General features: G+C 70.7%; 27 protein-coding genes. 16 read left to right on the top strand and 11 right to left on the bottom strand.

From position 1 onward, the window contains the following. Positions 1–252: 252 nt before the first annotated feature. A complete protein-coding gene (locus ASE14_RS17495) occupies positions 253–1,761 on the top strand; it encodes an aspartate ammonia-lyase (RefSeq protein WP_082601092.1) in 1,509 nt (502 codons plus the stop codon). 48 nt (positions 1,762–1,809) lie between these two features. Here the strand turns inward: ASE14_RS17495 and ASE14_RS17490 are convergent, their stop codons facing one another. The 3 genes from ASE14_RS17490 to ASE14_RS17480 form a co-directional block, all read right to left on the bottom strand. Further along, complete coding sequence (locus ASE14_RS17490; protein WP_056658175.1) at positions 1,810–2,685, bottom strand: fumarylacetoacetate hydrolase family protein; 876 nt, start codon at positions 2,683–2,685, stop codon at positions 1,810–1,812. Between the two features lie 101 nt (positions 2,686–2,786). Beyond that, positions 2,787–3,545: an SDR family NAD(P)-dependent oxidoreductase gene (locus ASE14_RS17485; protein WP_056658172.1), complete on the bottom strand. Its 759-nt coding sequence runs from the start codon at positions 3,543–3,545 to the stop codon at positions 2,787–2,789. 34 nt (positions 3,546–3,579) lie between these two features. Next, positions 3,580–4,428, bottom strand: a complete 849-nt coding sequence (locus tag ASE14_RS17480) for a fumarylacetoacetate hydrolase family protein (RefSeq protein WP_056658168.1) — start codon at positions 4,426–4,428, stop codon at positions 3,580–3,582. Positions 4,429–4,575: 147 nt separating this feature from the next. Here ASE14_RS17480 and ASE14_RS17475 point away from each other — a divergent pair, with 147 nt between their 5' ends. From ASE14_RS17475 to ASE14_RS17445, 7 genes are all read left to right on the top strand, one after another. Further along, positions 4,576–5,883, top strand: a complete 1,308-nt coding sequence (locus tag ASE14_RS17475; protein WP_056658164.1) for an L-fuconate dehydratase — start codon at positions 4,576–4,578, stop codon at positions 5,881–5,883. Continuing rightward, complete coding sequence (locus ASE14_RS17470; RefSeq protein WP_056658161.1) at positions 5,880–6,848, top strand: aldo/keto reductase; 969 nt, start codon at positions 5,880–5,882, stop codon at positions 6,846–6,848. Before ASE14_RS17475 ends, ASE14_RS17470 begins: the two co-directional genes overlap by 4 nt. After that, positions 6,845–7,696, top strand: coding sequence for an amidohydrolase (locus ASE14_RS17465; protein ID WP_157373075.1), 852 nt, complete (start codon positions 6,845–6,847; stop codon positions 7,694–7,696). Before ASE14_RS17470 ends, ASE14_RS17465 begins: the two co-directional genes overlap by 4 nt. A gap of 107 nt (positions 7,697–7,803) precedes the next feature. Next, complete coding sequence (locus tag ASE14_RS17460) at positions 7,804–8,241, top strand: RbsD/FucU family protein (protein WP_056658158.1); 438 nt, start codon at positions 7,804–7,806, stop codon at positions 8,239–8,241. Continuing rightward, a complete protein-coding gene (locus ASE14_RS17455) occupies positions 8,238–9,776 on the top strand; it encodes a sugar ABC transporter ATP-binding protein (protein WP_157373074.1) in 1,539 nt (512 codons plus the stop codon). Before ASE14_RS17460 ends, ASE14_RS17455 begins: the two co-directional genes overlap by 4 nt. Then, positions 9,773–10,804 (top strand): ABC transporter permease, encoded by a 1,032-nt coding sequence (locus ASE14_RS17450; RefSeq protein WP_082601021.1) that lies wholly within the window; start codon positions 9,773–9,775, stop codon positions 10,802–10,804. Before ASE14_RS17455 ends, ASE14_RS17450 begins: the two co-directional genes overlap by 4 nt. 78 nt (positions 10,805–10,882) lie before the next feature. Beyond that, a complete protein-coding gene (locus ASE14_RS17445) occupies positions 10,883–11,869 on the top strand; it encodes an ABC transporter substrate-binding protein (RefSeq protein ID WP_056658152.1) in 987 nt (328 codons plus the stop codon). An 82-nt stretch (positions 11,870–11,951) separates the two neighbouring features. Here ASE14_RS17445 and ASE14_RS17440 read toward each other — a convergent pair whose 3' ends face one another. Together ASE14_RS17440 and ASE14_RS17435 are read right to left on the bottom strand one after the other, a co-directional pair. After that, on the bottom strand, positions 11,952–12,623 hold the full coding sequence (locus tag ASE14_RS17440; protein ID WP_056658150.1) for a FadR/GntR family transcriptional regulator: 672 nt from the start codon (positions 12,621–12,623) through the stop codon (positions 11,952–11,954). A gap of 43 nt (positions 12,624–12,666) precedes the next feature. Then, positions 12,667–14,277: an AlkA N-terminal domain-containing protein gene (locus tag ASE14_RS17435; RefSeq protein ID WP_056658147.1), complete on the bottom strand. Its 1,611-nt coding sequence runs from the start codon at positions 14,275–14,277 to the stop codon at positions 12,667–12,669. A gap of 74 nt (positions 14,278–14,351) precedes the next feature. On the opposite strand from ASE14_RS17435, the gene ASE14_RS17430 reads away from it, so the two are divergent. The 3 genes from ASE14_RS17430 (at position 14,352) to ASE14_RS17420 (ending at position 17,478) form a co-directional block, all read left to right on the top strand. Then, positions 14,352–15,758 carry an FAD-binding oxidoreductase gene (locus tag ASE14_RS17430; protein WP_056658144.1) on the top strand — a complete coding sequence of 469 codons (1,407 nt, stop codon included), beginning with the start codon at positions 14,352–14,354 and terminating at the stop codon, positions 15,756–15,758. Between the two features lie 9 nt (positions 15,759–15,767). Beyond that, positions 15,768–16,925 (top strand): PrsW family intramembrane metalloprotease, encoded by a 1,158-nt coding sequence (locus ASE14_RS17425; protein WP_056658143.1) that lies wholly within the window; start codon positions 15,768–15,770, stop codon positions 16,923–16,925. Positions 16,926–17,106: 181 nt separating this feature from the next. Then, positions 17,107–17,478 carry an FKBP-type peptidyl-prolyl cis-trans isomerase gene (locus ASE14_RS17420; RefSeq protein WP_056658140.1) on the top strand — a complete coding sequence of 124 codons (372 nt, stop codon included), beginning with the start codon at positions 17,107–17,109 and terminating at the stop codon, positions 17,476–17,478. A gap of 3 nt (positions 17,479–17,481) precedes the next feature. Here the strand turns inward: ASE14_RS17420 and ASE14_RS17415 are convergent, their stop codons facing one another. Beyond that, positions 17,482–18,531: a hypothetical protein gene (locus ASE14_RS17415; RefSeq protein WP_056658137.1), complete on the bottom strand. Its 1,050-nt coding sequence runs from the start codon at positions 18,529–18,531 to the stop codon at positions 17,482–17,484. A gap of 53 nt (positions 18,532–18,584) precedes the next feature. Between ASE14_RS17415 and ASE14_RS17410 the strand changes: the two genes are divergently transcribed. Further along, entirely contained in the window at positions 18,585–19,295 is a 711-nt protein-coding gene (locus tag ASE14_RS17410) for a lysoplasmalogenase (protein ID WP_162257762.1), read from the top strand. On the opposite strand, the gene ASE14_RS20190 is transcribed toward ASE14_RS17410, so the two are convergent. After that, positions 19,195–19,506, bottom strand: coding sequence for a protealysin inhibitor emfourin (locus ASE14_RS20190; RefSeq protein ID WP_082601020.1), 312 nt, complete (start codon positions 19,504–19,506; stop codon positions 19,195–19,197). The two genes, ASE14_RS17410 and ASE14_RS20190, sit on opposite strands and share 101 nt — an antisense overlap. Before the next feature lie 44 nt (positions 19,507–19,550). Then, positions 19,551–20,594: a M4 family metallopeptidase gene (locus ASE14_RS17405; RefSeq protein WP_056658131.1), complete on the bottom strand. Its 1,044-nt coding sequence runs from the start codon at positions 20,592–20,594 to the stop codon at positions 19,551–19,553. A 119-nt stretch (positions 20,595–20,713) separates the two neighbouring features. Here ASE14_RS17405 and ASE14_RS17400 point away from each other — a divergent pair, with 119 nt between their 5' ends. Together ASE14_RS17400 and ASE14_RS17395 are read left to right on the top strand one after the other, a co-directional pair. Beyond that, positions 20,714–21,604 carry a hypothetical protein gene (locus ASE14_RS17400; RefSeq protein WP_056658127.1) on the top strand — a complete coding sequence of 297 codons (891 nt, stop codon included), beginning with the start codon at positions 20,714–20,716 and terminating at the stop codon, positions 21,602–21,604. A 9-nt stretch (positions 21,605–21,613) separates the two neighbouring features. Beyond that, positions 21,614–22,465, top strand: coding sequence for a CPBP family intramembrane glutamic endopeptidase (locus ASE14_RS17395; RefSeq protein WP_056658123.1), 852 nt, complete (start codon positions 21,614–21,616; stop codon positions 22,463–22,465). 49 nt (positions 22,466–22,514) lie between these two features. Here ASE14_RS17395 and ASE14_RS17390 read toward each other — a convergent pair whose 3' ends face one another. After that, complete coding sequence (locus ASE14_RS17390; protein WP_056658120.1) at positions 22,515–22,970, bottom strand: CHRD domain-containing protein; 456 nt, start codon at positions 22,968–22,970, stop codon at positions 22,515–22,517. 62 nt (positions 22,971–23,032) lie between these two features. Next, positions 23,033–23,398: a DUF488 domain-containing protein gene (locus tag ASE14_RS17385; protein WP_056658117.1), complete on the bottom strand. Its 366-nt coding sequence runs from the start codon at positions 23,396–23,398 to the stop codon at positions 23,033–23,035. A 116-nt stretch (positions 23,399–23,514) separates the two neighbouring features. Here ASE14_RS17385 and ASE14_RS17380 point away from each other — a divergent pair, with 116 nt between their 5' ends. Continuing rightward, complete coding sequence (locus ASE14_RS17380) at positions 23,515–24,513, top strand: NAD(P)-dependent alcohol dehydrogenase (RefSeq protein ID WP_056658113.1); 999 nt, start codon at positions 23,515–23,517, stop codon at positions 24,511–24,513. Between the two features lie 134 nt (positions 24,514–24,647). Continuing rightward, on the top strand, positions 24,648–24,917 hold the full coding sequence (rpsO, locus tag ASE14_RS17375; RefSeq protein ID WP_056658110.1) for a 30S ribosomal protein S15: 270 nt from the start codon (positions 24,648–24,650) through the stop codon (positions 24,915–24,917). 275 nt (positions 24,918–25,192) lie between these two features. Here the strand turns inward: rpsO and ASE14_RS17370 are convergent, their stop codons facing one another. Beyond that, on the bottom strand, positions 25,193–25,738 hold the full coding sequence (locus ASE14_RS17370) for a CGNR zinc finger domain-containing protein (RefSeq protein WP_056658107.1): 546 nt from the start codon (positions 25,736–25,738) through the stop codon (positions 25,193–25,195). Positions 25,739–25,778: the final 40 nt, after the last annotated feature.

Raw genomic sequence — 25,778 nt, 5'->3', positions numbered from 1 at the left:
AAGCCGGCGACGGGGCGTGGGGGCGCCCCGCCGCCGCCGCGCGGCTCCTCCTCCTGTGGAGTCGCCGGCACGACGAAGGGCCCGGCCTGATCGGCCGGGCCCTCCGTCGCATTCGTCTGGCGCATCCCGCGGCGATAGGCTCGAAGACGAGTACGAGCGCGGCGACCCCGCGCAGACCCCAGGCGATGGAGCCGGTTGCGGGGGCGTCGACACCCTCGACGTCCACTCGCGCACGACTCCGTGGAGGAAGAGATGCACGAGCCCGAGACCCCCGACGACACGTATACCGATCCGACGCTCGTCGGCAGCGGTGCGCAGCCGCCGACCCGCACAGAGACCGACTCCCTCGGCTCGGTGGAGGTCCCCGCCGACGCCTACTGGGGTGTGCACACGATGCGTGCACTCGAGAACTTCCCGATCTCCAAGCGACCCATCTCGGTCTACCCCGACCTCGTCGTCGCCCTCGCCTCGGTCAAGCAGGCCGCGGCCCGGGCCAACCGCGAGGTCGGCGTGCTCACCGAGCAGAAGGCCGAATGGATCGACGCGGCCTGCCAGCGCATCATCGACGGCGAGCATCACGAGCAGTTCGTGGTCGGCGTCATCCAGGGCGGCGCGGGCACCTCGACCAACATGAACGCGAACGAGGTCATCGCGAACCTCGCGCTCGAGATCGCGGGCTACCCCAAGGGCCGCTACGACGTGCTGCACCCGATCGACGACGTCAACCGCAGCCAGTCGACGAACGACACCTACCCCACCGCCGTCAAGCTCGCGATGACGTTCTCGCTCACGACGATGCTGCGCGAACTCGACCTGCTGCGCGTCTCGTTCGGCCGCAAGGGTCACGAGTTCCACGAGGTGCTGAAGGTCGGCCGCACGCAGCTGCAGGACGCCGTGCCGATGACCCTCGGCCAGGAGTTCCACAGCTTCTCGACGACCCTCGGCGAAGACCACGAGCGCCTCAGCGAGACCATCAAGCTCCTCTCCGAGGTGAACCTCGGTGCGACCGCCATCGGTACCGGCATCACGGCCGACCCCGGCTACGCGGCGGCCGCCGTGCGCCACCTCAGCGCGATCACGGGGCTCCGGCTCGAGTCGGCGCCCGACCTCATCGAGGCGACGAGCGACACCGGCGTGTTCATGACCTTCTCGAGCGCGCTGAAGCGCAGCGCGATCAAGCTCTCGAAGATCTGCAACGACCTGCGCCTGCTCTCCTCGGGCCCGCAGGCCGGGTTCGGCGAGATCAACCTGCCGCCGCGGCAGGCGGGCTCGAGCATCATGCCCGGCAAGGTCAACCCGGTCATCCCAGAGGCGGTCAGCCAGGTCGCCTATGCGGTCGCCGGCGCGGACGTCACGGTCATGATGGCCGCCGAGAACGGCCAGCTGCAGCTGAACGCCTTCGAGCCGGTCATCGCCCACTCGCTGCTGCAGTCGATCACCTGGATGCGTCAGGCGTGCTGGACGCTCCGGGTCAACTGCGTCGACGGCATCACGGCGAACATCGAGCGGCTCGAGGCGATGGTGGCCTCGAGCGTCGGCGTCATCACGGCCCTCATCCCGTTCATCGGCTACGCCGAGGCATCCAACATCGCCAAGCTCGCGCTGAAGACCGGCCGGCCGGTCGCCGACCTCGTCGTCGAAGCCGGGCTCATGAGCCGTGAGGCCGTCATGGCCCAGCTGCAGCCGTCGAAGCTCTCGGGCATCCGCCCGATCACGATGGCGATCCCGCTGATCGACCTGCAGGGCGAGCCGTCGGAATGAGGGCCGCCTCGGGTGCCGCGGTCGCCATGCGGCCGCGGCACCCGAGGGTCAGACGACCCGGCAGTGCGTCGTCAAGGAGCCGATGCCCTCGACGGTGACGGTGACGGTCGAGCCGTCGCGCAGGAACACCGGGGGCTTGCGGGAGTAGCCCGCGCCGCCGGGGCTGCCGGTGGAGATGAGGGTGCCAGGGGGGATCGTCGCCGACCGCGAGAGCAGCGAGATGATCTCGGCGACGCTACGCACCATCTCGTTCGTCGAGGCGTCCTGCATGATGCTGCCGTCGAGGTTCGTGGTCAGCCAGAGGTTCTGCGGATCGGGGATCTCGTCGGCCGTCACGACGACCGGCCCGGTCGGGGTGAAGCCGTCGAACGACTTGCAGCGCGACCATTGCGCTTCGCTGAACTGGATGTCGCGGGCCGTGATGTCGTTGACGACGGTATAGCCCCACACGTAGTCGAGCGCGTCGCGCACGTGCACGCCGCGGGCTGGACGCCCGATGATCACGCCGAGTTCGGCCTCGTAGTCGACCTGCGTCGTGAGGTCTTCGGGCCAGGTCGTCGTCGCGCCGTGCGCGGTGAGGGAGTTCGGCCACAGCGAGAAGATCGTCATCGCGGTCTCGGAGCGCAGCTTCAGCTCGGAGGCGTGGGCGGCGTAGTTGGCGCCGATCGCGATGACCTGCGCGGGTCGGAGCACCGCGGAGGCGTGCCGCAGCCCGGCAACCTGCGTCAGCTCGGCGCCGAGCGAGACGGCCGTGTCGACGACCTCGCGCACCTCGGCGAGCCCCTCGGGGCCGCGCTCGATGAGGTCCTGCAGGTCGCGCGGCGGCAGCTCCATGAACTCGTCGAGGAAGAGCGCGGATTCCGCGATCACCGCCGCGAGTCGAGGTGTCGTCTGGCCTTCGACTCTCAGGTGCGCGAACTTCACCTCTTCAGGCTATCGGGCGACGAGGCGGACCGACTGTGCGCGATGTACAACGAACGCGGTCGGATGCACCGCCACGTCGACAAAATCGAGCGGATGCCGCGTCAGCTGCCCGCCGGGCGCAGGCGCAGTTCCTGCATGCCGCCGTCGACCGCGAGCTCGACGCCGGTCGTCGACCCCGAGGCGGGGCTGGCGAGGTACGCGACGGCGCCCGCGACCTCGTCGGCCGTCACGAGACGGCCGTGCGGCTGTCGTGCCTCGAGGGCGGCGCGCTCCGCGGCGGGGTCGTCGGCTGAGGCCATGAGGCGACCGATCCACGGGGTGTCGGCGGTGCCCGGGTTCACGGCGTTCACCCTGATGCCCTCGCGCAGGTGGTCGGCGGCCATCGCGCGGGTGAGTGCGGCGACCGCTCCCTTGCTCGCGCTGTAGAGCGCGCGCTGGGGGAGTCCCGCCGTCGCCGCGATCGAGGCGGTGTTGACGATCGATGCCGCAGGCGAGTCGCGGAGGTGAGGGAGTGCCGCGCGGGCGACTCGCATCATGCCGAGCACGTTGATGTCGAAGACCCGGTGCCACTCCTCGTCGGAGTTCGACTCGATCGTGCCCTGCGCGCCGATGCCGGCGTTGTTGACGACGATGTCGATGCGGCCGAGTTCGGCCGCGACACGGTCGACACCCGCTCGCACGCTCGCGTCGTCGGCCACGTCGACGGCGATCGCCAGGTCGGCGTGCGCCGCGGCATCCGGCTGCAGGTCGAAGACGGCGACGCGGGCGCCGCCCTGCTGCAGGCGCGCGGCGATCGCGGCGCCGATGCCGGACGCGCCGCCGGTGACGATCGCGACCAATCCGGTGAATTCGTTGCTCATGTGTGGAGGTCCTTCCGGGCTGTGTCGATCAAGGTCAGGCGGAGACGTACTGCTGGCGCTGGCGGCCGAGGCCGTCGATGTCGAGTTCGACGACGTCGCCGGCGGCGAGGTAGGGGAAGCGCCCCGAGAGGGCGACGCCCTCCGGCGTGCCCGTGAGCACGAGGTCTCCGGGTTCGAGGGCGAGGTACTGGCTGAGCGTCCAGACGATCGTGTCGATGTCGAAGATGAGGTCGCTCGTGCGCGAGTCCTGGCGCGGCTGGCCGTTGACGAAGCTGCGCAGGCGCACGTCGTCGGCGTTCAGCTCGTCGTCCGTCGCGAGCCAGGGGCCGGTCGGACAGAAGCCGGGTGCGCTCTTGCCCTTCGACCACTGACCGCCGGAGACGGCGATCTGCCAGTCCCGCTCGGAGAGGTCGTTGGCCATCACGAAGCCGGCGATGTGCGCGCGGGCGTCGGCGGGGGAGTCGAGGTAGCTCGCGCGGCGACCGATGACGATGCCGAGCTCGACCTCCCAGTCGGTCTTCTCGCTGCCGCGGGGGATCGCGACGTCGTCGAACGGGCCGACGACGGTGTTCGGGGACTTCATGAACATGACGATCCGCTCGGGCGGTTCGGATCCGGACTCGGCGGCGTGCGCGGCGTAGTTCATGCCGATGCAGTAGACGGCCGACGGGCGCGTGATGGGTGCGCCGATGCGGAGGCTCGCGGCGTCGGTCAGCTCGGGGAGTCCGCCGGTGGCCACCGCTGCGCGAGCGCGCTCGATGCCGTCGCCGCTCAGGAAGGCGCCGTCGATGTCCGTGGTGATCGTGCGCAGGTCGAGCGTGCGCTCGCCGTCGATGACGACGGGGATCTCGGTGCCGACGTTGCCGAGCCGGGCGAATCTCATTTGCTGGTCCTCTCCATCGTGGCGCTGAGTGAACATCAGAACTCTCGGTGATGCACTGGCCGGTTCTCCGAGATTCTCGCACAAGTTCGGAGGATTGACAGACGAGACATCCGATGTTTATGCTCGGGTTCGCCACGAAAGGACGCCATGAGCATCATCGCCAGTGTTGAAACCCGGGACATCCGCTTCCCGACCTCCCTCGAACTCGACGGGTCGGACGCGATGAACCCGGACCCCGACTACTCGGCGGCCTATCTCACCATCCGCACGGATGCCGCTGACGGGTTCGAGGGCCACGCCTTCGTCTTCACGATCGGACGTGGCAACGACGTCGAGGTCGCGGCGCTCGACGCGCTCCGCGGACATCTGATCGGCCAGGACGTCGAGGCACTGCTCGACGACATGGGCGCCGCGTGGCGACTGCTCACCCACGACTCGCAGCTGCGCTGGCTCGGACCCGAGAAGGGCGTCATGCACATGGCGATCGGTGCGGCGATCAACGCGCTCTGGGACCTCAAGGCCAAGCGCGCAGGCCTGCCGCTCTGGCGCCTGCTCGCCGAGCTCCCGCCCGAGCAACTCGTCGAGCTCGTCGACTTCCGCTACCTCAGCGACGCGATCACTCCGGGCGAGGCGCTCGAGCTGCTCCGCGCCGCAGAGCCCGGCCGGGCCGAGCGCACCGCGCACCTGCTCGAGGTCGGCTACCCCGCCTACACGACGACGCCGGGCTGGCTCGGCTACTCCGATGAGAAGCTCGACCGACTCTGCCGCGAGGCCGTCGCCGACGGCTATCCGCAGATCAAGCTGAAGGTCGGAGCCGACCTCGCCGACGACATACGCCGGCTCGGCATCGCCCGTGCCGCCGTCGGAGAGGGCTACCCGATCGCGATCGACGCGAACCAGCGGTGGGACGTCGACACGGCCATCGAATGGGTGCGCGCCCTCGCCGGGTTCGACGTCGAGTGGATCGAGGAGCCCACGAGCCCCGACGACATCCTCGGCCACGCCGCCATCGCGCGCGGCATCGCGCCGATCAAGGTCGCGACCGGCGAGCACGTGCAGAACCGCATCGTGTTCAAGCAGCTGCTCCAGGCCGGCGGCATGGACGTCATGCAGATCGACGCGACGCGCGTCGGCGGCGTCAACGAGAACATCGCGAACCTGCTGCTCGCCGCGAAGTTCGGCGTGCCGGTCTGCCCCCACGCCGGCGGCGTCGGGCTTTGCGAGGCCGTGCAGCACCTCTCGATGTTCGACTACGTGGCGCTCTCGGGCACGATGGAGGGACGCATGATCGAATTCGTCGACCACCTCCACGAGCACTTCGTCACCCCCGCCGTCGTGCGCCGCGGCCGCTACCTCACGCCGACGGCGCCGGGTGCCGGCACCGAGATGCTCGCGGCATCCGTCGACGAGTACACGTGGCGCGGCGCCCATGTCGTGAGCGAGGCCCGCGCATGACCGCCGACGTCACCTCGTCCGAGCGGCTCGGGCCGCTCGGTTACGGCGCGGCGTCCGTCGGCAACCTCTATCGCGAGGTGAGCGACGAGGACGCGTTCGCCGCCCTCGATACGGCGTGGGAGAGCGGCATCCGATACTTCGACACCGCACCGCACTACGGCCTCGGACTCAGCGAGCGACGACTCGGGGCGTTCCTCGCCGCGAAGCCTCGCGACGAGTTCGTCGTCTCGACGAAGGTCGGCCGGGTACTCGACCCGAACCCCGACTTCGCCGGTGGGCGCGACCTCGAGCACGGTTTCGACGTGCCCGACGAGACGGTGCGGCGCTTCGACCCCAGCGAAGACGGTGTGCGGCGGAGCATCGACGACTCGCTCGAACGCCTCGGCCTCGATCGCATCGACGTCGCCTTCCTGCACGACCCCGATTCCTACGACCTCGACCGTGGTCTTCGCGAAGGACTCCCGGCCCTCGCGAGACTCCGCGACGAGGGCGTCGTCGGCGCCGTCGGCATCGGCACCAACTCGGCGGATGCCGCGGCGCGCGCCGTGGCGGAGGGCGACCTCGACCTCGTGATGATCGCCGGGCGGTACACCCTGCTCGAGCAGCCGGCGCTCGCCGAGCTGCTCCCGCTCTGCGAGCGGCGCGGCGTCGGCGTGGTCGCCGCGGCCGTCTACAACTCGGGCCTGCTGTCGACTGCGACGCCGGGCGCGAGCGGGCGGTACAACTACGGCACGGTGCCGCCCGAGGTGCTGGCGCATGCCATGCGGCTCGCCGAGGTGTGCCGCGAAGCGGGCGTCGATCTGCCCATCGCGGCCATGCAGTACCCCCTGCGGCATCCGGCCGTGCGATCGGTCGTCGTGGGTTCGGCCCGACCGGCGGAGATCGTCGAGAACGCGGCCCGGGCACACGCTGCGGTCCCCGACGCCCTGTGGGCCCGGTTGCGCGACGAAGGGCTGATCCCGTGACCGCCGCCGCCCGCACGATCGACGCGCACCTGCACCTGTGGGATCGCAGCGTGAGCGAGTACGCGTGGATCACACCCGAGCTCGGGCCGCTCGACGCGGACTTCGGCGCCGAGCAGGCGCGGGCCGAACTCGACGCGGCCGGCATCGACGCCGCGATCCTCGTGCAGGCGGAGGACTCGCTCGCCGACACCCGCTTCATGCTCGACGTGGCCGCGGCCAACGACTGGGTGGAGGGGGTCGTCGGCTGGGTTCCGCTCGACGACCGCGCCGCGGCGTTCGCCGCGCTCGACGCGCTCGAGGGGGAGGCGGCGCTCCGGGGCATCCGGCACCTCGTGCACGGCGACCCGCGCGACGACTTCCTCGAGCTGCCCGAGGTGCGGGCCTCGCTCGCCGAGCTCGCCCGGCGCGGCATGACCTTCGATATCCCCGACGCGTGGCCGCGGCACCTCGGTGCTACGCGTGCGCTCGCGCACGACCTGCCCGAGCTGACCGTCGTGGTCGACCACCTCGGCAAGCCGCCCCTCGGCCGCGACGACTTCGGCGCCTGGCGCAGCGAGTTCGAGGCGGTCGCGGCGCTGCCGAACACGGTCGCGAAGTTCTCGGGTCTGCACCTGCCGGGCGTCGCGTTCGGCGCGGCGACCGTGCAGCCGCTCTGGGAGATCGCGCTCGACGCCTTCGGCCCCGACCGGTTGATGTACGGCGGCGACTGGCCGATGTCGGTGCCGCACGGCGGCTACCCGCCCACCTGGGCGGTCCTGAGCGGATGCCTCGAGGCGCTCGCTCCCGACGAGCGTGACGCGGTGCTCGGCGGCACGGCGGAACGCGTCTACTCCGCCCGAATAATCTGATGTTTTACGCGGAAACCCACAGGAACACCACATAATCGGGTGAAGACCCGTCGAAACATCGGATGAGTAGTACACTCATCCCGAAATCTCAAGGAAGAGAGGCGCACGTGCTGAGTGGTATCCACCCGATCCTCGGAGGCGAGTTGCTCGCCGCACTCGATCGGCTCGGTCACGGCGACGAACTCGTCGTCGCCGACGCGAACTTCCCCGCGCATCGCGTCGGGGCACTGGTCCTCGAGGCCTCCGCGCTCGCGGCCGCCGACGTCGTCCGCGCCATCCGCACCGTCCTGCCGCTCGACTCCTACGAGGGCGCCTCGGTGCTGCTCATGGCCGCCGAGGGCGGTGAGCGGCTGCCCGTGCAGCACGAACTCGTCGCGGCGGCCGAGACCACGGCCGACCGCGTCGAGGAGCTCGAGCGCTTCGCGTTCTACGACCGGGCCATCGCCGCGCAGCTCATCGTGCGCACCGGGGAGCTGAGGCCCTACGGCAACCTCGTCCTCCGCAAGGGCGTCGTGAACGAGTACACGCCGACCGGGGCGGCATGATGGACGACGCGACGGTCACGACGGCTCCGCTCCTCGACGTCAAGGGCGTGAGCAAGGGATTCCCGGGCGTGCAGGCCCTCGACGACGTTCGACTCGACCTCAGGCACGGCGAGGTGCTCGCCCTCGTCGGCGAGAACGGCGCAGGCAAGTCGACGCTCATGAAACTGCTCGCCGGCATCTACACGCCCGACGCCGGCACCTTCCGGCTCAACGGCCGGGAGCTCACGATCGAGGGCCCGCGTCATGCGCAGGAGCTCGGCATCTCGATCATCCACCAGGAGTTCAACCTGATGCCCGACCTGACGGTCGCGCAGAATATCTTCATCGGCCGCGAGCACCGGGCCGGCGGCCTGTTCCTCGACGAACGCGCGCTCAACCGCAGGGCGCAGGACCTCTTCGACCGGCTCGGGCTCGCGCTCGACCCCGCTGAGCCGGTCGAACGACTGACCGTGGCGCGCCAGCAGATGGTCGAGATCGCCAAGGCCCTCTCGTTCGATGCCAAGGTGCTCATCATGGACGAGCCGACGGCGGCGCTGAACGACGCCGAGGTCGACGTGCTCTTCGAGCTGATCCAGCGGTTCCGCACGCCCGAGACCGGCGTCATCTACATCTCGCACCGCATGGAGGAGCTCGCGCGCATCTCCGACCGCATCAGCGTGCTGCGCGACGGGCGCTACATCGGCACCCGGGTGACCGCGGAGACCGAACCGAAGGAGATCATCTCCCTCATGGTCGGCCGCGAGATCGTCGGCGAGCAGCGGCCACCGGCGGCGACCACGACCGGCGACCCCGTGCTCTCGGTGAGCGGCCTCTCCACGAAGCACCTGCTGCGCGACGTCAGCTTCGACGTGCACGCCGGTGAGATCCTCGGCTTCGCCGGGCTCATGGGTGCCGGCCGCACCGAGGTCGCCCGCGCCATCGTCGGCGCCGACCGCACGGAAGCGGGGGAGATCCGCCTGCACGGGCGCCCGGTGAAGATCGCGAACCCGGCGGAGGCCGCGCGCCACGGCATCGGCTACCTCTCGGAGGACCGCAAGCAACTCGGCGTGCTGCTCGAACGCAGCGTTCGGGAGAACATCGTGCTCGCCTCGCTCCGCGACTACGTCTCGGGCCTCGGGTTCGTGAGCGGTTCGCGCATCGAGGCGACCGGTCGCGAGTACGTCGACAAGCTCCGCATCAAGACCCCGTCGACCGCGCAGCTGGTGAAGAACCTCTCGGGCGGCAACCAGCAGAAGGTCGTCATCGCGAAGTGGCTCGCGAAGGACTGCGAGGTGCTGATCTTCGACGAACCCACCCGCGGCATCGACGTCGGTGCGAAGGAGGAGATCTACGCCCTCCTGCGCCAGCTCGCCGACCAGGGCAAGGCGATCATCATGATCTCCTCCGAACTGCCCGAGGTGCTCCGGCTCTCCGACCGGATCGCCGTCATGGCCGAGGGGCGCCTCACGGCGGTGCTCGACAACGCCGAGGCCACTCAGGAGAACCTCATGGACTACGCCACCCGATTCACCAGCGAAGGAACGATCGCACGATGAGCCCGACGACGACGCAACCGTCAGCACCGACCCCGTCGACGACGGCCTTCGCCGCCGTCGAGGCGGGGGCGCCTCGATTCGCCTGGCTGCGCGGCTCGCTCCAGCAGCTCCTCGCCTTCGCGAGCCTCATCGTGATCGTCGCGGTCTTCTCGTTCGCGAGTCCCCACTTCTTCACGGCGAACAACCTCGTGTCGATCCTCACGGCAGCCACCGTCACGGGAATCCTGGCGCTCGGCACGACCTTCGTGATCATCACGGGCGGCATCGACCTCTCGATCGGCACCGGCATGGTGCTCTGCGGGGTCATGGCGGGCGTGTTCCTCACCTACCTCGGGTGGCCGCTCTGGGCGGGCGTCGCGGCGACGATCCTGTTCGGCGGTCTCATCGGCCTGATCAACGGCGTGAACGTCTCGGTGCTCGGCATCCCGCCGTTCATCGCGACGCTCGGCATGATGCTGATCGCCGCCGGCCTCTCGCTCGTGATCTCGGGCACGAAGCCGATCTACTTCAACGAGACCCCCGAATTCCAGTCGATCATGAACCTGTCGATCGTCCCTGGCATCCGCTTCCCGCTCGGGGTCGCGATCTTCATCGTCATGATCGTGATCGCGGCGGTGCTGCTCTCGAAGACGATCGTCGGCCGCTACACCTTCTCGATCGGGTCGAACGAGGCGGCGACCGCCCTGTCGGGCGTCAACGTGCGTCGCTGGAAGATCATCGTCTACACGCTCGCCGGCCTCTTCGTCGGTCTCGCGGGCGTGCTGAGCGCCTCGCGCCTCTCCTCGGCGCAGCCGACCGGCGGCATGGGCCTCGAGCTCGAGGCCATCGCGGCCGTGGTGATCGGCGGCACGTCGCTGCAGGGTGGCAAGGGCTCGATCATCGGCACCGTGATCGGCGCCCTCATCATGGCCGTGCTCACGAACGGCCTGCGCATCATCTCCGTCCCGCAGGAATGGCAGTCGGTCGCGGTCGGCATCGTCATCCTCGTCGCGGTGTACCTCGACATGCTGCGACGTCGGCGGTCCTGACCTGACGTCGTTCCGGCTTCATCCCGCACCATCTGCACCATCTGCACCATCACGAATACCCACACATCAAGGAGTGACATGTTCAAGAAGCGAACGATGGGCGTCATCGTCGGCGCCGTTGCCGCAGCCCTCGTGTTCTCGGGTTGCGCCAGCGACGGCGGCGGTTCGGCCTCCGGCGAAGGGGACGGCGACAAGCCGTACGTCGCGCTCGTCTCGAAGGGCTTCCAGCACCAGTTCTGGCAGGCCGTGAAGTCCGGCGCCGAACAGGCCGCCGAGGAGTTCGACGTCGAGATCACCTTCGAAGGCCCCGACACCGAGGCCGACGTGGACCAGCAGATCCAGCAGCTGCAGACCGCGCTCGACAAGAGCCCCGATGCCATCGGCTTCGCGGCCCTCGACAGCCAGGCGGCCGGCCCGCTGCTGCAGCAGGCGAAGGACTCGAACATCCCGGTCATCGCGTTCGACTCGGGCGTCGACAGCGACATCCCGCTGACGACCGCCGCGACCGACAACCTCGCCGCGGCCGCCGAGGCAGCCAAGCACATGGCCGACGCGATCGGCCACGAGGGCAAGGTCGCCCTCGTCGTGCACGACCAGACCTCGGTCACCGGCCAGGAGCGTCGCGACGGCTTCGTCGACTACATGGAGGAGAACGAGCCGAACATCGAGATCGTCGACATCCAGTACGGCGGCGGCGACCAGGCGAAGTCCGCCGACCTCGCCAAGGCGATCCTCGCGGCCAACCCCGACCTCAAGGGCATCTACGGCTCGAACGAGGGCTCGGCCATCGGCGTCGTGCAGGCGGTCAAGGAGCTCGGCCTCGACTCCTCGACGCTGACCGTGATCGGCTTCGACTCGGGCAAGGCGCAGATGGACGCGATCCGCGACGGCCTCATGGCCGGTGCGATCACGCAGAACCCGGTCGGCATCGGCTACGAGACGGTGAAGGCCGCCGTCGAGGCGCTCGACGGCAAGACACTGCCGAAGACGATCGACACGGGCTTCTACTGGTACGACGCCACGAACATCGACGACGAGGAGATCCAGGCCGTCCTCTACGAGTAGGCCGCGGATGTCGCGGGGGCGTCGGTTTCGACCGGCGCCCCCGTTGTCGTGCCCGGTGGGGAGGGCACGGGCCGCGGGCCGTTCAGAGCGCGGAGCGCAGCCACTGTTCGACGCCGCTCACGTGCACCACCGTGAGCGCGGAGGCGAGGTCGGCATCGCCGGCCTCGATCGCGTCGAGGATCGCGTGGTGTTCGGAGAGCGTGCGCTCGACCGCGTTCTCCTGCGTGATGCCGCGCCAGATGCGTGCGCGGACCGTGTGGCTCGAGAGCGAGTCGATGAGGCTCGCGAGGTAGGTGTTGCCCGCAGCTTCGGCGATGGCGCGGTGGAACTCGAGGTCGTGCTCGACGAGCGCCTCGACCCCCGCCGCGTGGTCGATGCTGTCGACGATCCCGCGCAGCTGCGTGACGTCGTCGGCGTCGGCGTTGCGCGTGGCGAGCGCCGTCGCGGCCGGCTCGAGGATGCGCCGGACCGCGAAGATCTCGAGCACCGACTGGTCGTCGTGCAGGTCGACGACGAACGACATCGCCTCGAGGAGCAGGCGGGGTTCGAGGCTCGTGACGTAGGTGCCGTCGCCGCGCCGGACGTCGAGCACGCGGATCACTTCGAGCGCCTTCACTGCCTCGCGGAGCGAGGAGCGGGACAGGCCGAGCCGGTCGCTCAGCTCCTTCTCGGGAGGAAGCCGATCACCGGGGGCGAGTTCACCCGAGATGATCATCTCTTTGATGTGCAGAATCGCTTCGTCGGTGACGGCCATGCCGCGATCGTATCGCGTGCCGACGCCGGAACGAGCGCAGACATCAGATCTTTGTGGCGGCGGCGCGCCACAGGTGCATCGACGCGTAGCTGCGCCACGGCGCCCACCGGGTTCCGACGGCGGCGAGGTCGCCCGCCGTCGAGGGCAGCCCGAGCCGTTCTGCCCCGTTCCGCAGCGCGAGATCGCCCGTGAGCAGCACGTCAGGTGCGCGAGTCACGCGCATCGCGACGTAGCCGGCCGTCCACGGGCCGATGCCGGGCACCGCCAGGAGATCGGCCTGCAGTTCATCGCGTTCGCGCTCCGAGGCGACGACGAGCGACCTCGTCTCGAGCCGGGTCGCGACGTCGATGATGGTACGCACGCGCGCAGCCGGACCCCGCAGCACCGTGTGGCCGTGCTCGGCGATCGCCGCGGCGGTCGGGAAGAGCGTCGACGGTGCACCTTCGGCGTGCCCGGCCACGCGCTCGCCGAGCTCGTCGGCGAGTCTCGCGAGGGCCGTGCGTGCCGCCTTCACCGAGACCTGCTGCCCGATGAGCGCGCGGACGACGAGTTCGTGGGGATCGAGGCATCCGGGCACGCGGATGCCGGGGGTCTCGGCGACGGATGCCGCGAGCGCCGGGTCTCGTGAGAGGGCCGCGTCGATCGCCACCGCGTCGGCGTCGAGGTCGAAGAGCCGGCGCACCCGTGCGACGAGCGGCGGCAGGTCGGCGAGGGTCGCGAGGCGCGCCTCGACGTCGATGCCGGGCGCCGCGGCGTCGCCCGATGCGGTGAAGGCGACGGCGGCCGGGCCGCCGGGCAGGCCGAGGGTGCGTTCGTAGCGGTCGGCGGTGGCCAGCTCGACGCCGTCGAGTGCTCGAGCCGCGAGCCAGTCGAAGACGCCGGCCGCGTCGAAGGGCGGCCGAGCCGGCAGCCTCAGCCGCACGACGCCGCCGTCGAGGGCCAGGTCGGGCACCGAGTCGGATGCCGAGCCGGGCAGGGAACCGGGCATCGAGCCCTGCCCGGGGCGCCGCGCCGGATCGGCCGCGACCGGTCGTCGCTCGCGCATCCGCGCCGTGGCGCGGAGCTCGAGCGGGCTGCGCTCGTAGACCTCGCGGATGGTGTCGTTGAACTGGCGGATGCTGCCGAACCCCGAGGCGAAGGCCACGTCGGCGGCGGGCAGCGTCGTCGAGGTGAGCAGCGCCCGCGCGGTCTGCGCCCGATGCGCGCGCGCCAGCGCGAGCGGGCCCGCGCCGAGCTCGCCGGTGAGCACCCGCGTGACGTGCCGCGGCGTGTAGCCGAGCCGGCGGGCGAGACCCGGCACGCCCTCGCGCTCGACGACGCCGTCGGCGATGAGGCGCATGGCTCGGGCGGCGAGGTCGTCGCGCAGGTCCCACTGGGGCGAGCCGGGCACCGCGTCGGGAAGGCATCGCTTGCACGCCCGGAGGCCCGCTTCGTGCGCGGCGGCCGCGGTGAGGTAGAAGCTGACGTTCGACGCCTTCGGCGCGACCGCCGGGCAGCTCGGCCGGCAGTAGATGCCCGTCGAGTGCACTCCGGTGATGAACTGCCCGTCGAAGCGGGCGTCGCGCGCCTGCATCGCGCGGTACCGCTCGGCGAACTCCGGGTCGTCGAGCGGGTCGCCGTGCAGGTGGCGGCGGGTGGTCGCGGTGCTCGTCATGACACCAGCCTCGCACGAGCCGACGACATCGACCAGCGGAAATCGGACACGAGCGCGCGCCGTATGGTGGAGGGATGCCGCACGCCGTCGTGACCCTCCTGCAGGACGCCCTCGGGGCCTCCGTCTCCACCGCACCTGCCGATCTCGAGACCACTCGGGAAGACCGTTCGGGGTGGCGTAGCGCCACCCCGCCGATCGCGGTCGTGCACGCGGCATCCGTCGCCGAGGTGCAGGCCGTCATGCGCATCGCCCACGAGACGTCGACGCCGGTCGTGCCGCGCGGCGCGGGCACCGGCCTGGCCGGCGGAGCCATCGCGAGCCCCGGCGCCATCGTGCTCGACCTGTCGCGCATGAACCGGGTGCTCGAGATCTCCGAGGCCGATGAGCTCGCCGTCGTCGAACCCGGCCTGCTGAACGGCGACCTGAACGACGCCATCGCCTCGCGCGGACTCTGGTTCGCGCCCGACCCCGCGAGCCGCGCGATCTCCTCGATCGGCGGCAACATCGCGACCAACGCGGGCGGCCTCCTCTGCGCGAAGTACGGCGTCACCCGCGAAGCGGTGCTCGGCCTCGCGGTCGTGCTCGCAGACGGTCGCCTCCTGCGTACCGGCCATCGCACCGTGAAGGGCGTCACGGGCTACGACCTCACGGCGCTCTTCACCGGCTCGGAGGGCACCCTCGGCGTCATCGTCGAGGCGACGGTGCGGCTGCGTCCGATCACGCGCGGTGAGACCGTCACGGTCGCGGCAGTGTTCCCCGACGTGGAGGCGGCCGCCGCGGCATCCGCTCGCGTTACCGCGGCCCGCCTGCGACCGGCGGTGCTCGAACTCATCGACGCCGCAGGGCTGTCGCGGGTCGCGGCGTACCTCGGTGCGGCCGAGCTCGCCGGCACCCCGCTCGAGTCGCTGGCCCCCTCCGAGACGTTCCTCCTCTCGCAGAGCGACGGCGCCGGTGCCGCCGACGAGGCGGCCGAGATCGCGCGCCTGTTCACCGAGTCGGGTGGCCGGGTGACCCTGTCGTCGGATGCCGCGACGGGCGACCGCCTCCTCGGCATCCGCCGGGCGATGCACCCCGCGCTCGCCGCATCGGGCCAGGTGCTCATCGAGGACGTCGCCGTGCCGCGCTCGCGGCTGCCCGAGATGTTCCGCGCGATCGAGGAGATCGGCCGTCGCCACGGCATCGAGATCCCGACGATCGCGCACGCCGGCGACGGCAACCTGCACCCCAACTTCGTGTTCACGGGTGACGAGGTGCCGGCGCATGTGTGGGCCGCCGCGGACGACATGTTCCGCACGGCGGTCGCGCTCGGCGGCACGCTCACCGGTGAGCACGGCGTCGGCGTGCTGAAGCGCCGCTGGCTCGCCGACGAGCTCGGCGACGACTCCTTCGAACTGCAGCGCGGCATCAAGGCGCTCTTCGACCCCACCGGAATCCTGAACCCCGGGGTCATGTTCGAACCGAATGCACCGGCTGCTCGGTAGGCTGCCCCGGTGACCTCAGTGGCCCCAGAACCCGCCCAGAACCCGTCGCCCGCGCCGCCGATCTGGACCGCGCCGCCGAAGGCCCGCAGCGGCGGACTGGCCTTCGCGATCATCGGCATCGTGGTCGCCGCCTTCGTCGGCCTCCTGGTCGTCGCCTATCTGGCCGTCGGCCTCGGCGTGCCGACGCTCCTCATCGGCTCGGTGCTCGCCCTCGTGCCGCTCGCGCTCGTGCTGCTCGCCGTGCGCTGGGTCGACCGGTGGGAGCCCGAGCCGCGCTGGGCGCTCTGGTTCGCCTTCCTCTGGGGCGCCGCCGTCTCGGTCGCGATCGCGCTCGTCGTCGACCTCGGGGTGCAGCTCGCCCTCGCGTTCGCCGAGCCCGGCGGGGCACCCGACGAGGCGCTGCAGGCGGTCGTGCAGGCGCCCTTCGTCGAGGAACTCGCGAAGGGCCTCGGCGTGCTGCTCATCTTCGCCTTCTCGCGATCGCACTTCGACGGTCCGGTCGACGGGCTCGTGTACGCGGCGACCGTCGCCGCCGGTTTCGCATTCACCGAGAACGTGCTCTACTTCGGCGCCGCGCTCGCCGAGGGCGGCGCCGAGACCCTGGGTGCCACCTTCGTGGTGCGCGGCCTGTTCTCGCCCTTCGCGCACGTGCTCTTCACGGCGTGCACCGGCCTCGCGATCGGCATCGGCGCCCGACGCGGTGGGGGAGCCGGCGTCGTCGGGTGGTTCCTGCTCGGCCTCCTCGGTGCCGTGCTGCTGCACGCCCTCTGGAACGGTTCGCTCACGTTCGCCGACGACGCCATCGGGCTCTACTTCACCGTGCAGGTGCCGATCTTCATCGCCGCGATCGTGCTCACCGTGCTCCTCCGCCGCCAGGAGGTGCGCGTCACCCGGCACCGGCTCGCGGAGTACGGCGCCGCCGGCTGGTTCAGCCTGGCAGAGGTCGAGATGCTCGCGACGCCCGGCGGCCGGCGCCAGGCGAAGGCATGGGCGAAGGCGCAGACCCCGGCTCGCACCCGTGTGATGAAGCAGCTCATCACGGATGCCACGCACCTCGCGTTCACCCGACAGCGCATCGCCACCGGGCTCGCGAGCGAGCGCACGTTCGCCGACGAGCAGGCGCTGCTCGACGCCGTCGTGGTCGACCGCCGGATCCTGCTGAGCTGAGGCATCCGCTCGCCCGCCGGGCACGAAAAAACTCGCCGCCCTGTGGTGTGGCATTGCCGACATCTCTACCAGGCGGCGAGTTCTAGGACTCCAGAGTGCAACGTGTTCGCAGTCAGCGCAAGAGGGTGGTGGACGCTTGTCCGCGATTGCGACGGCGCCGCGAACCTGTTTGGCTTGACCCATGACCGATACGAACAGCAAGCCCGAGATCGACGCTCCCGAGGGGCCGGCTCCCGTCGAGCTGGTGATCGAAGACATCGTCGTCGGCGACGGCGCGGAGGCGCAGCCCGGCTCGACCGTCGACGTGCATTACCTCGGCGTCGAGTACGACAGCGGCGAGGAGTTCGACTCCTCGTGGGGTCGTGGCCAGTCGATCAACTTCCCCCTCCAGGCGCTCATCAGCGGCTGGCAGGAGGGCATCCCCGGCATGAAGGTCGGCGGCCGTCGCAAGCTCACCGTGCCCCCGCAGCAGGCCTACGGCCCTGCCGGCGGCGGCCACCAGCTGTCGGGCAAGACCCTCATCTTCGTGATCGACCTGCTCGGCGTGAGCTGACGCTCACCGCTCGAGTCGACGGCCGGCAGGGGCCACGGTGCGCAGCACCCTCTCCCTGCCGGCCGTCGGCGTTCCACCGGCCGTGCGCTCGTCGCGGTAGCGTCCGCCGCGTTCGACGATTTCGGATGCCGCACGGTTCACGGTGCGATCGATCGCCGACCACGTCGACGGCGACCCGAAGTCGGCGCGGCCGTTGCGACTGAAGATCACCCAGTCGTCGACGATCTCGACGTGCATGCCGGGCGCCTCGTCGATCATCGTCGCCATGAGGTCGGGCGTGAAGATGTAGAGGGCGTCGCGCTCGTACTCCTTCGGCACGAACAGGCTGAAGTACCGGTCGAAGTCGCCCTCGAGCGACAGGTGCTGGTCTTCGTCGAAGTCGACGGGGAACGCGCGTCGTCCGGTCGCGGCCTCGGTCGCGGCATCCGTCTGTCGGCCCTGCGGTTCGAGCACCATGTGGGGGAGTGGCGCGTCGAGCTGCACGGCGACGTATCGCCAGTACGACCCGTCGTCTGCCGTCGTGCTCGCCACGCCGCCCGCGCGGATCGTGACGGACACCGACATGCCGGCCCTCGCCTGCGGGTAGAGCAGGTTGCCGACCTCGACCGTGCGCCCCGACGTCGTCGTGAAGCGCGTGTTGCGCCGTCGCCCGCTGAGCCGCTCGAAGAGGGGGCCGGCCAGCCGCGGCTCGACGTTCGGCTCGTACACGAGGCCGTTCAGCTCCGCCAGCCGATGCAGTCGGGCCTCGCCCTTGGCCGGTTCGCCCGTGGCCGCGGGCATGCGCGCGAGGCGGCCGACCGCGATCGACCCGAACACCGCCCACGCCGCGAACACCGCGAACGCGATCACCCACCCCGGGCCCTGCGCCGCGACGATCCCGTACACGGTCAGTGCGAGGAATCCGATGCCGAACACACCGAGACCGATCGCGAACGCGATCATCCTCCCGCGGTTGGTGCGGGCGGCCGCGAGGTCTCGCCGACGCTGCACGGCGAGTTCCTCGCTCGAGACGGGAAGAGTGAGGGACGAGGGGTCGATCGCCGGAAGCAGCACTTCGGTAGTCTGGCATGCGGCCGGTCTACGGCCGGACATCCGAAAGGCACGACGTGATCCGCTGCAGATCGCCCTTCGTTGCGTTCGCCCCGTACCTCGTGGCGTCGGCCCTGCACCTCGTGCTGCTGTATCTCGGCCCGGCCTGGAGCGTCACGGCGACGAAGGCGTTGCTGATGCCGCTCCTCGCCCTCGCGGTGGTGGCCCTCGTGCGACCGCTCCGGGCTCCGGTGCCGTTGCTGCTCGCCGCCATCGCCTTCTCCTGGGGCGGCGACGTGCTGCTCTCGTTCCCGGGCGACGGATGGTTCGTGGCCGGGCTCTGCTCGTTCCTGCTCGCGCACGTCGTCTACATCGTGCTCTTCCTGCGGATGCCCCGCACTCGTCGCCGCCCGCCGGCGTGGTCGTACGCGTACTGGGCGTGGATGATCGTCATGCTCGGCCTGCTCCTGCCGCACGCCGGCATGCTCGCCGCCCCGATTTCGCTCTACGCGGCCGCGATCGGCATGATGGCGATGTGCGCGTCGATGCACGGGAGGTGGATCGCGCTCGGCGGCGCGTTCTTCATCGTCTCGGATTCGGTGCTCGCCCTCGGCAGGTTCCTGCCCGGGTACGAGTTCGCCGGCCACGACTTCGCCGTCATGTCGACGTACCTCGCGGCGCAGGGACTCATCGCGTGGGGCGTGGTGGCGTCGAAGCTCGCGGCCCCTGCCGCTCCGGATCCGTTGTCTCCTGCACCCGATCGACGAGCTGACGCCACGGCCCGGTGAGCTGACGCTCGGCGAGCGTCGCCTCATGCGGTTCGCAGCGGATGCGGTACACGAACCGGTCGGGCTCTGGCGGCAGCGGAGGCGGCTCGCCCCACGGGATCTCGTCGATGAGGATGTACCACTCGTCAGGATCGGGCTGCTCGTCGACGCGAACCTCCCAGGTGAGCTTCATGCCGGCGAGGCCGCCGCTCCGGGACACGATGACGTCCATGGGGCCGATGGTACTCCGCGGCAGCGGCCGCGGAGGTGGTGACGCTACTCGCCGGGCACCTCGATGCCGACCGCCGACCAGCCGCCGGTCACGGCGCGCTCCTCCCGGCTGTCGCGCCCGAAGCGCTCGCGCGCCGCACGCACCGTCTCGGCTGCGAACAGCGCGAAGTCGGCGTCGATCGGCAGGCGGCCCGAGGTGAGCACGTCGTACCAGATGCGACCCACGTGCTCCCAGGCGAAGCCGCCGAGCTCGGTCGCGGCGAGGGCGAACGCCCGGTTCGGGATGCCCGAGTTCAGGTGCACGCCGCCGTTGTCGTCGTCGGTGTCGATGTAGTCGCGCATGTGGGCGGGCTGCGGGTCGCGCCCGAGGACGTCGTCGTCGTAGGCGGTGCCCGGCTCGAGCATCGACCGAAGCGCCCGCCCCTGCACCTCGTCGGTGAAGATGCCCTCGCCGATCAGCCAGCTCGCGGCGCCGGCGTCCTGGCCGAGGGCGTACTGCTCGACGAGCGCGCCGAACGCGTCGGAGACGTGCTCGTTGAGCGCCCCCGACTGGCCCCGGTACCGCAGCTTCGCGGTGTGCTCGGTGACGCCGTGGGCGAGCTCGTGGCCGATGACGCTCAGCGAGTCGGTGAAGCCCCGGAAGACCTCCCCGTCTCCGTCGCCGAACACCATGCGCTCGCCGTCCCAGAAGGCGTTGTCGTAGCGGTCGCCGAAGTGCACGGTGGCTTCGAGGGGCATGCCCGCGCCGTCGATCGAGTCGCGGCCGAAGACCCGGTCGAACAAGCGGTGCGTGTCGCCGAGGCCGTCGTAGGCGTCGTCGACGGCCTCGTCGCCCGTTGCCCGCTCGCCCTCGCGGCGCACGAGCCGCCCCGGCAGCTTCTCGCGGCCCTCGGCGTCGGAGATGCGCCGGTCGGGCATCGACGGGGCGTCGGGGAGCACGCTCGGCAGCTCGGGCAGCGGTTCGATGCCGAGGCGCGCGGGCCGCTCGCGCAGCAGCGCGCGCCTCGCCGCCGCCGCCGCGATCGGGAACCGCGGGCCGGCGGCCTCGGCGATGCGGTCGAGCAGGTAGGGAGGCACGATCTGCTGCATGGCACGATGCTCGCACCTGCCGGCGACATCCGCATGGCGCCGCGCCCACGGCGGCTCGCACCCTCCCGCCGACATCGGCCGGGGGCCGCGCCGAGGGCGCCGCGCCATAGGCTGGACGCGTGACCAATGCCCCGCTCCTCGGCCTCCTGCTCGACGTCGACGGCCCCATCGCGAGCCCCGTGACGCGGTCGATCGCGATCCCGTCGATCGCCCGCGACCTCGCCGAGCTCGCGAACGCCGGCAACCCCGTGATCTTCAACACGGGCCGCTCCGACGCCTTCATCGCCGAGCAGGTCGTGCCGCCGCTCCTGGCCGAGGGCCTCGGGCCGGGCGCGCCCGTCTGGGCGATCTGCGAGAAGGGGGCGGTCTGGGCCGCGATCGACCACGACGGGCTCGGCGAAGTGTTCGTCGACCTCGACCTCGCAATGCCCGCCGACTTCGCCGCCGACATGCGCGCCTACGTCGAGGCGCACTTCGACGAGTTCGCGTTCTTCGACGACACCAAGAGGGCGATGGTCTCGGTCGAGCAGCACGTGCACGTGGCATCCGCCGACTATCTGGAGGCCCAGCCGCGGTTCGACGCGCACGCGGGCGAGTCGCTCACCGCCCGCGGCTTCGGCACGGTGCGCGAGGGCGACGAGCGACCGGATGCCGCTGGTCGCGTGCACTGGCGCATCGACCCGACGATCATCTCGACCGATGTCGAGTCGGTGCGACTCGGCAAGGACCTCGGGGCCGCGCGGGCCGTCGAACTGCTCGAAGAGCGGGGCATCCGCCCGCAGCACTGGCGCACGATGGGCGACTCGCGTGGCGACTACCGCATGGCCGACTGGCTGCACGAACGCGGCGAGCGGGTGCGGCACGTCGACGTGCGCCCGGCCGAGGGCGTTCCGGTAACCGGCTACCCGGTGCTCACCGCTGGCGACCTCATCCACGACGAGGCCGGTGCCGTGTTCCTCGCCAAGTGGGTCGCTGCGGCGCGGCGCGGCGAGCTCGGCGGCGACGAGTAGCGGGCCCCGATGCCGAGCACGAACCTCGCCGAGACCGTCGAACCGCCCGAGCTGCGGACGCATCCGATCGCCCTCGTGCCCGCGATCCTCGTGTGCGGCGCCGCCGTGCTGCTCTTCGGATTCATGGTGCCGATCGCCGGGTACGCGATGCTCGCCGTCGGCCTCCTGGCCGCGTGGCTCTGCGACCGCTCGGGCCGTACCGAGCGGCTGCTCGCCGACCTCGCCCTCATCGCCGTCGGGCAAGTCATCATCTCGACCATCTCGCTGAAGGCCGATCTCAGCAACGAGGGCATGCTGCGCTTCGCGGTCGTGCTCGGACTCGCCGTGCTCGTGCCCTACGTCATCTCGCGTTTCCTGTACCGCGAGCACGTCATCCGCTTCCCGTGGCGCACCGGGAGGCGCTGGAACCGCACGCAGTGGCTCTACCTGATCTTCGTGACCGTCGCGGGCTGGCTCATCCTGCCGTTCTACTTCATCTCCTCCGGCGTCTACGAGAACTGGCCCACCGTGACCGATCCCGAGCAGATCGCGCGCCTCCTCGTCGGCGTCGTCGCGGTCGGCACCTGGGACGAGCTCTTCTTCATCTGCACGGTCTTCGTGCTGCTGCGGCGGCACTTCCCGTCGTGGCAGGCGAACCTGCTGCAGTCGATCGTGTTCGTCTCCTTCCTGTGGGAGCTCGGCTACCAGTCGTGGGGGCCGCTGCTCACCATCCCGTTCGCGCTGATCCAGGGCTACACGTTCAAGCTGACGAAGTCGCTGACCTACGTGTTCGTGGTCCACATGCTCTTCGACGCCGTCGTGTTCGCCGTCATCGTCTACGCGCACACGGGCTGGCCGGCGATCTTCCTGCTGGCGCGGTAGCGCCTCGAACCAGCGGATGCCGCGGCATCCGCTCGCTCGGATCGCGCGGCTACTTCAGCTGGCCGCGCACCTCCCCGGGCTGGTTCATCGGGGTGTGCACGTTGATGTAGTAGTTCGACGGGTCCGCTTCGATCGCAGCGAGCACCGCAGGGTCGCCGGGCACGCAGGTCGAGATGTCGAAGTCCGTCGAGTTCTCGACGACGAGCGGCACCACGACCGGGCCGGCGACGTTGCGCGGGGCGAGGTGGACGTGCGCTGCCGCGGCGGGCGTGGAGAGGCCGGAGACCTCGAGCGTGTAGCACAGCTCGTCGCCGTCGATCTCGTAGCTGAAGAACCCGTGCGCGCCGCCGCCGTCGGTCGGGTGCGGCGCTTCCTGGCCGCTCGTGAGCGGGATCGCGGGGGTTCCCGGCGGGGCCGCCTGCGCTGCGCCCGCGCCGGCGAGGGCGAGGGCGGCGATGGCCGTGAGGCCGAGTGCTGCGGTGCGTGTTCGATTGATCGTGATCATGATGATTGCTCACTTCCTTCGATCGGTTCGCACGCTACGCCGACCGGGTGGCGGCGGCAAGATCAGCCGTCGACGGATGCCCCGTGCTCGCCGAGCCACTCGAGCAGCACCGTCGCGTGGTTGACCTGCTCGTCGCGCGCGCCGAAGAGCAGCGTGACCCGATCGTGCTCCCCGCCGAGCGCGATCAGCGCCCGCGCCGCGTCGTTCGCGTCGAGCTCGCCCCGGTAGCGCTCGGCGAACTCGTCGAACCGCTCGCGATGGTGATGCCACTCGGTGCGCAGCTCGGGGGAGGGTGCGACGTCCTTGTCCCACAGGTCGAGCTCGGCGCGTTCCTTGCTCACGCCGCGCGGCCAGAGCCGGTCGACGAGCACGCGAACGCCGTCGGATGCCTCGGCCTGGTCGTAGACCCGCTTGATGACGAACCCCATGGGGTCAGTCTGCCCCGGGGCATCCGCTGTGCCAAGCAGGCGACGGCCCGCGCACGGCCGACGCGCGTGCGTCGCTATCCTCGAACCAGTTGCGTCGACGAGAGGACGGCCATCCGATGCGTGCGATCGTGCTCGACCGGTACGGGCCGCCCGAGCGTGTGCTTCGGCTCGCCGAGCTGCCAGAACCGGAGCCCGGAGCCGGCGAGGTCGCCGTGCGCATCACCGCCGTCTCGCTCAACTCGTGGGACGTCGACCTCGCCACCGGCGCGACCCTCGTGCGCCTCGAGGCGCCGTTCCGCCCGAAGCACCGGGTGATCGGCTCGGATGTCTCGGGCACTGTGATCGCCGTCGGGTCGGGCGTGACCCGGCACCGCGTCGGCGACGCGGTCTTCGGCGAGCTCTCGGCCTCGGGCTGGGGCGGATTCGCGGAGGTCGTCGTCGCGCGCGAGGATGCCCTCGTGCCGAGGCCGCCCGCACTCGACGACCTCACCGCGGCCGCGCTGCCGCAGGCCGCGAGCATGGCCTGGCAGGCACTCCGCGGTGCCGAAGCCGTCGCTCCGAACGGCGCGCTGAGCGGGCGGCGCGTGCTCGTGGTCGGCGCCGGCGGGGGAGTCGGCACCTTCGCGATCCAGCTCGCGAAGCGCGGCGGGGCGCACGTGACGGCGGTCGAGCGGGCGATGTGGAAGCTCGACGCGCTCGCCGGGCTCGGCGCCGATGTCGTGGCCACGGGCGTCGGCGACGGGCAGGAGCCGCGCGATCCCTTCGACCTCGTGCTCGACGTCGTCGGGGCGCTGCCGCCGGCGCAGACGATCGGGCTGCTCGCCGAGGGCGGGCGCGCTGCCTACATCGGGGGGAGCCCGCGCCGCATCGCGCAAGTGCTCGTCGCGAGTGCGCGCGCCGGTCGGCCGGCTGCGACCGTCCCGGAGGCCGCCAGGCACGTCGGGCTGCTCGCGGCGGTGCCGAACCGCGACCTGCCCGAGATCGCCGCGCTCGCCGCGGGCGGGGAGCTGCGGGCGATCATCGACGGCCCGCACCCGCTCGAGCAGGTGCCGCACCAGCTCGCGCGGCTGCAGTCGGGGGCAGTGCTCGGCAAGGCGGTCGTCGAGCTCGGCTGACGGATCGGGCAGGTCGGCCGCGAGGCATCCGCTCTGGTAGAGTATTGAGGTTGCCGTCATGACGGCCGCGCACAAAGAGAGCCCGGGCATTCTGCCACGGGCAGCGCGCAACAAGAAGAAAGGGGATCCCATCTATGGCACTTGAAGCTGATGTCAAGAAGGCGATCATCGAAGAGTACGCGACGCACCCCGGTGACACTGGATCCCCCGAGGTCCAGATCGCGCTCCTCACGAAGCGAATCAAGGACCTCACCGAGCACCTGAAGGAGCACAAGCACGACCACCACTCGCGTCGTGGCCTGCTCCTCCTCGTCGGTCAGCGTCGTCGTCTGCTCGGCTACCTCGCCGATGTGGACATCAACCGCTACCGCAAGCTCATCGAGCGTCTCGGCCTCCGCCGCTAGTCGACTCTCGCTGATACCGCGAACTTCTTGCGGAAGCCCCCGCCCAGCTCTCACGAGCCGGCCGGGGGCTTTCGTGATTCCGGGCGAGGTGCGCTGCCGCGATCATGGGCCATCCGTGCACATTCCTGCGGATATACGATCGGACACGCCGATCACGACCGGTCTGCAGCGGCGCGTCCGATCGTATATCCGCAATTGGGCTTCGAGCGGGGTGGCAGGTGGAGCGGGCAGGCGTCCAGGCTCGGAGGCGCCGGGGGCGATGACGCGAGCGTCAGCTACTCGGCGCGCGCGCGGTGCGCCCGCGCGGCCATGCGGTTGCCGCATCGCGTGCTGCAGAACCGGCGTGAGGCGTTCTTCGACAGATCGGCGTAGATGCCCGCGCAGTCGTCGGCCTGGCAGGCGCGCAGGCGATCCATGCCGTCGGCGCGGATGACGTCGACGAACGCCATCGCCGCCTCGACGAGGATGCGCTCGCTCAGCGGTGCATCCTGGCTGGTCGCGTGCACGTGCCAGTCGAGGTCGTCGTGCCGCACGAGCCGGGGCAGGGCGTTCGCCTCGGCGAGGATCGCATTCACCTCGGTCACGGCGTCGTCGCGGTCGAGGCGCCAGAGGGCGCGCAACCGGTCGCGCGCGGCGGCGACCTCTGCGACCTCGGCAGCGGTGCCGTCGCGACGACCCGAGTACCACCAGGCGTCGAGGATCACGGCGAGCTGCTCGGGCGTCGCGAGTTCGTCGTCGCCCGACTCCGAGGCCTCGGGCACGGTGTCGGCGAGGGCGGCGACGAAGTTCAACGCCGCGATCGTGTCATCGGTGAAAATCATTTGACTCCTGACATCCGTTGCCGGTACTGTCACGAGCATA

The organism is Agromyces sp. Root81 (genome assembly GCF_001429165.1).
In the GTDB taxonomy this organism is placed as follows: Bacteria; Actinomycetota; Actinomycetes; order Actinomycetales; family Microbacteriaceae; genus Agromyces.
Note: the sequence above shows the minus strand (reverse complement) of the source record. Positions and strands in the feature narration are given on the sequence as shown.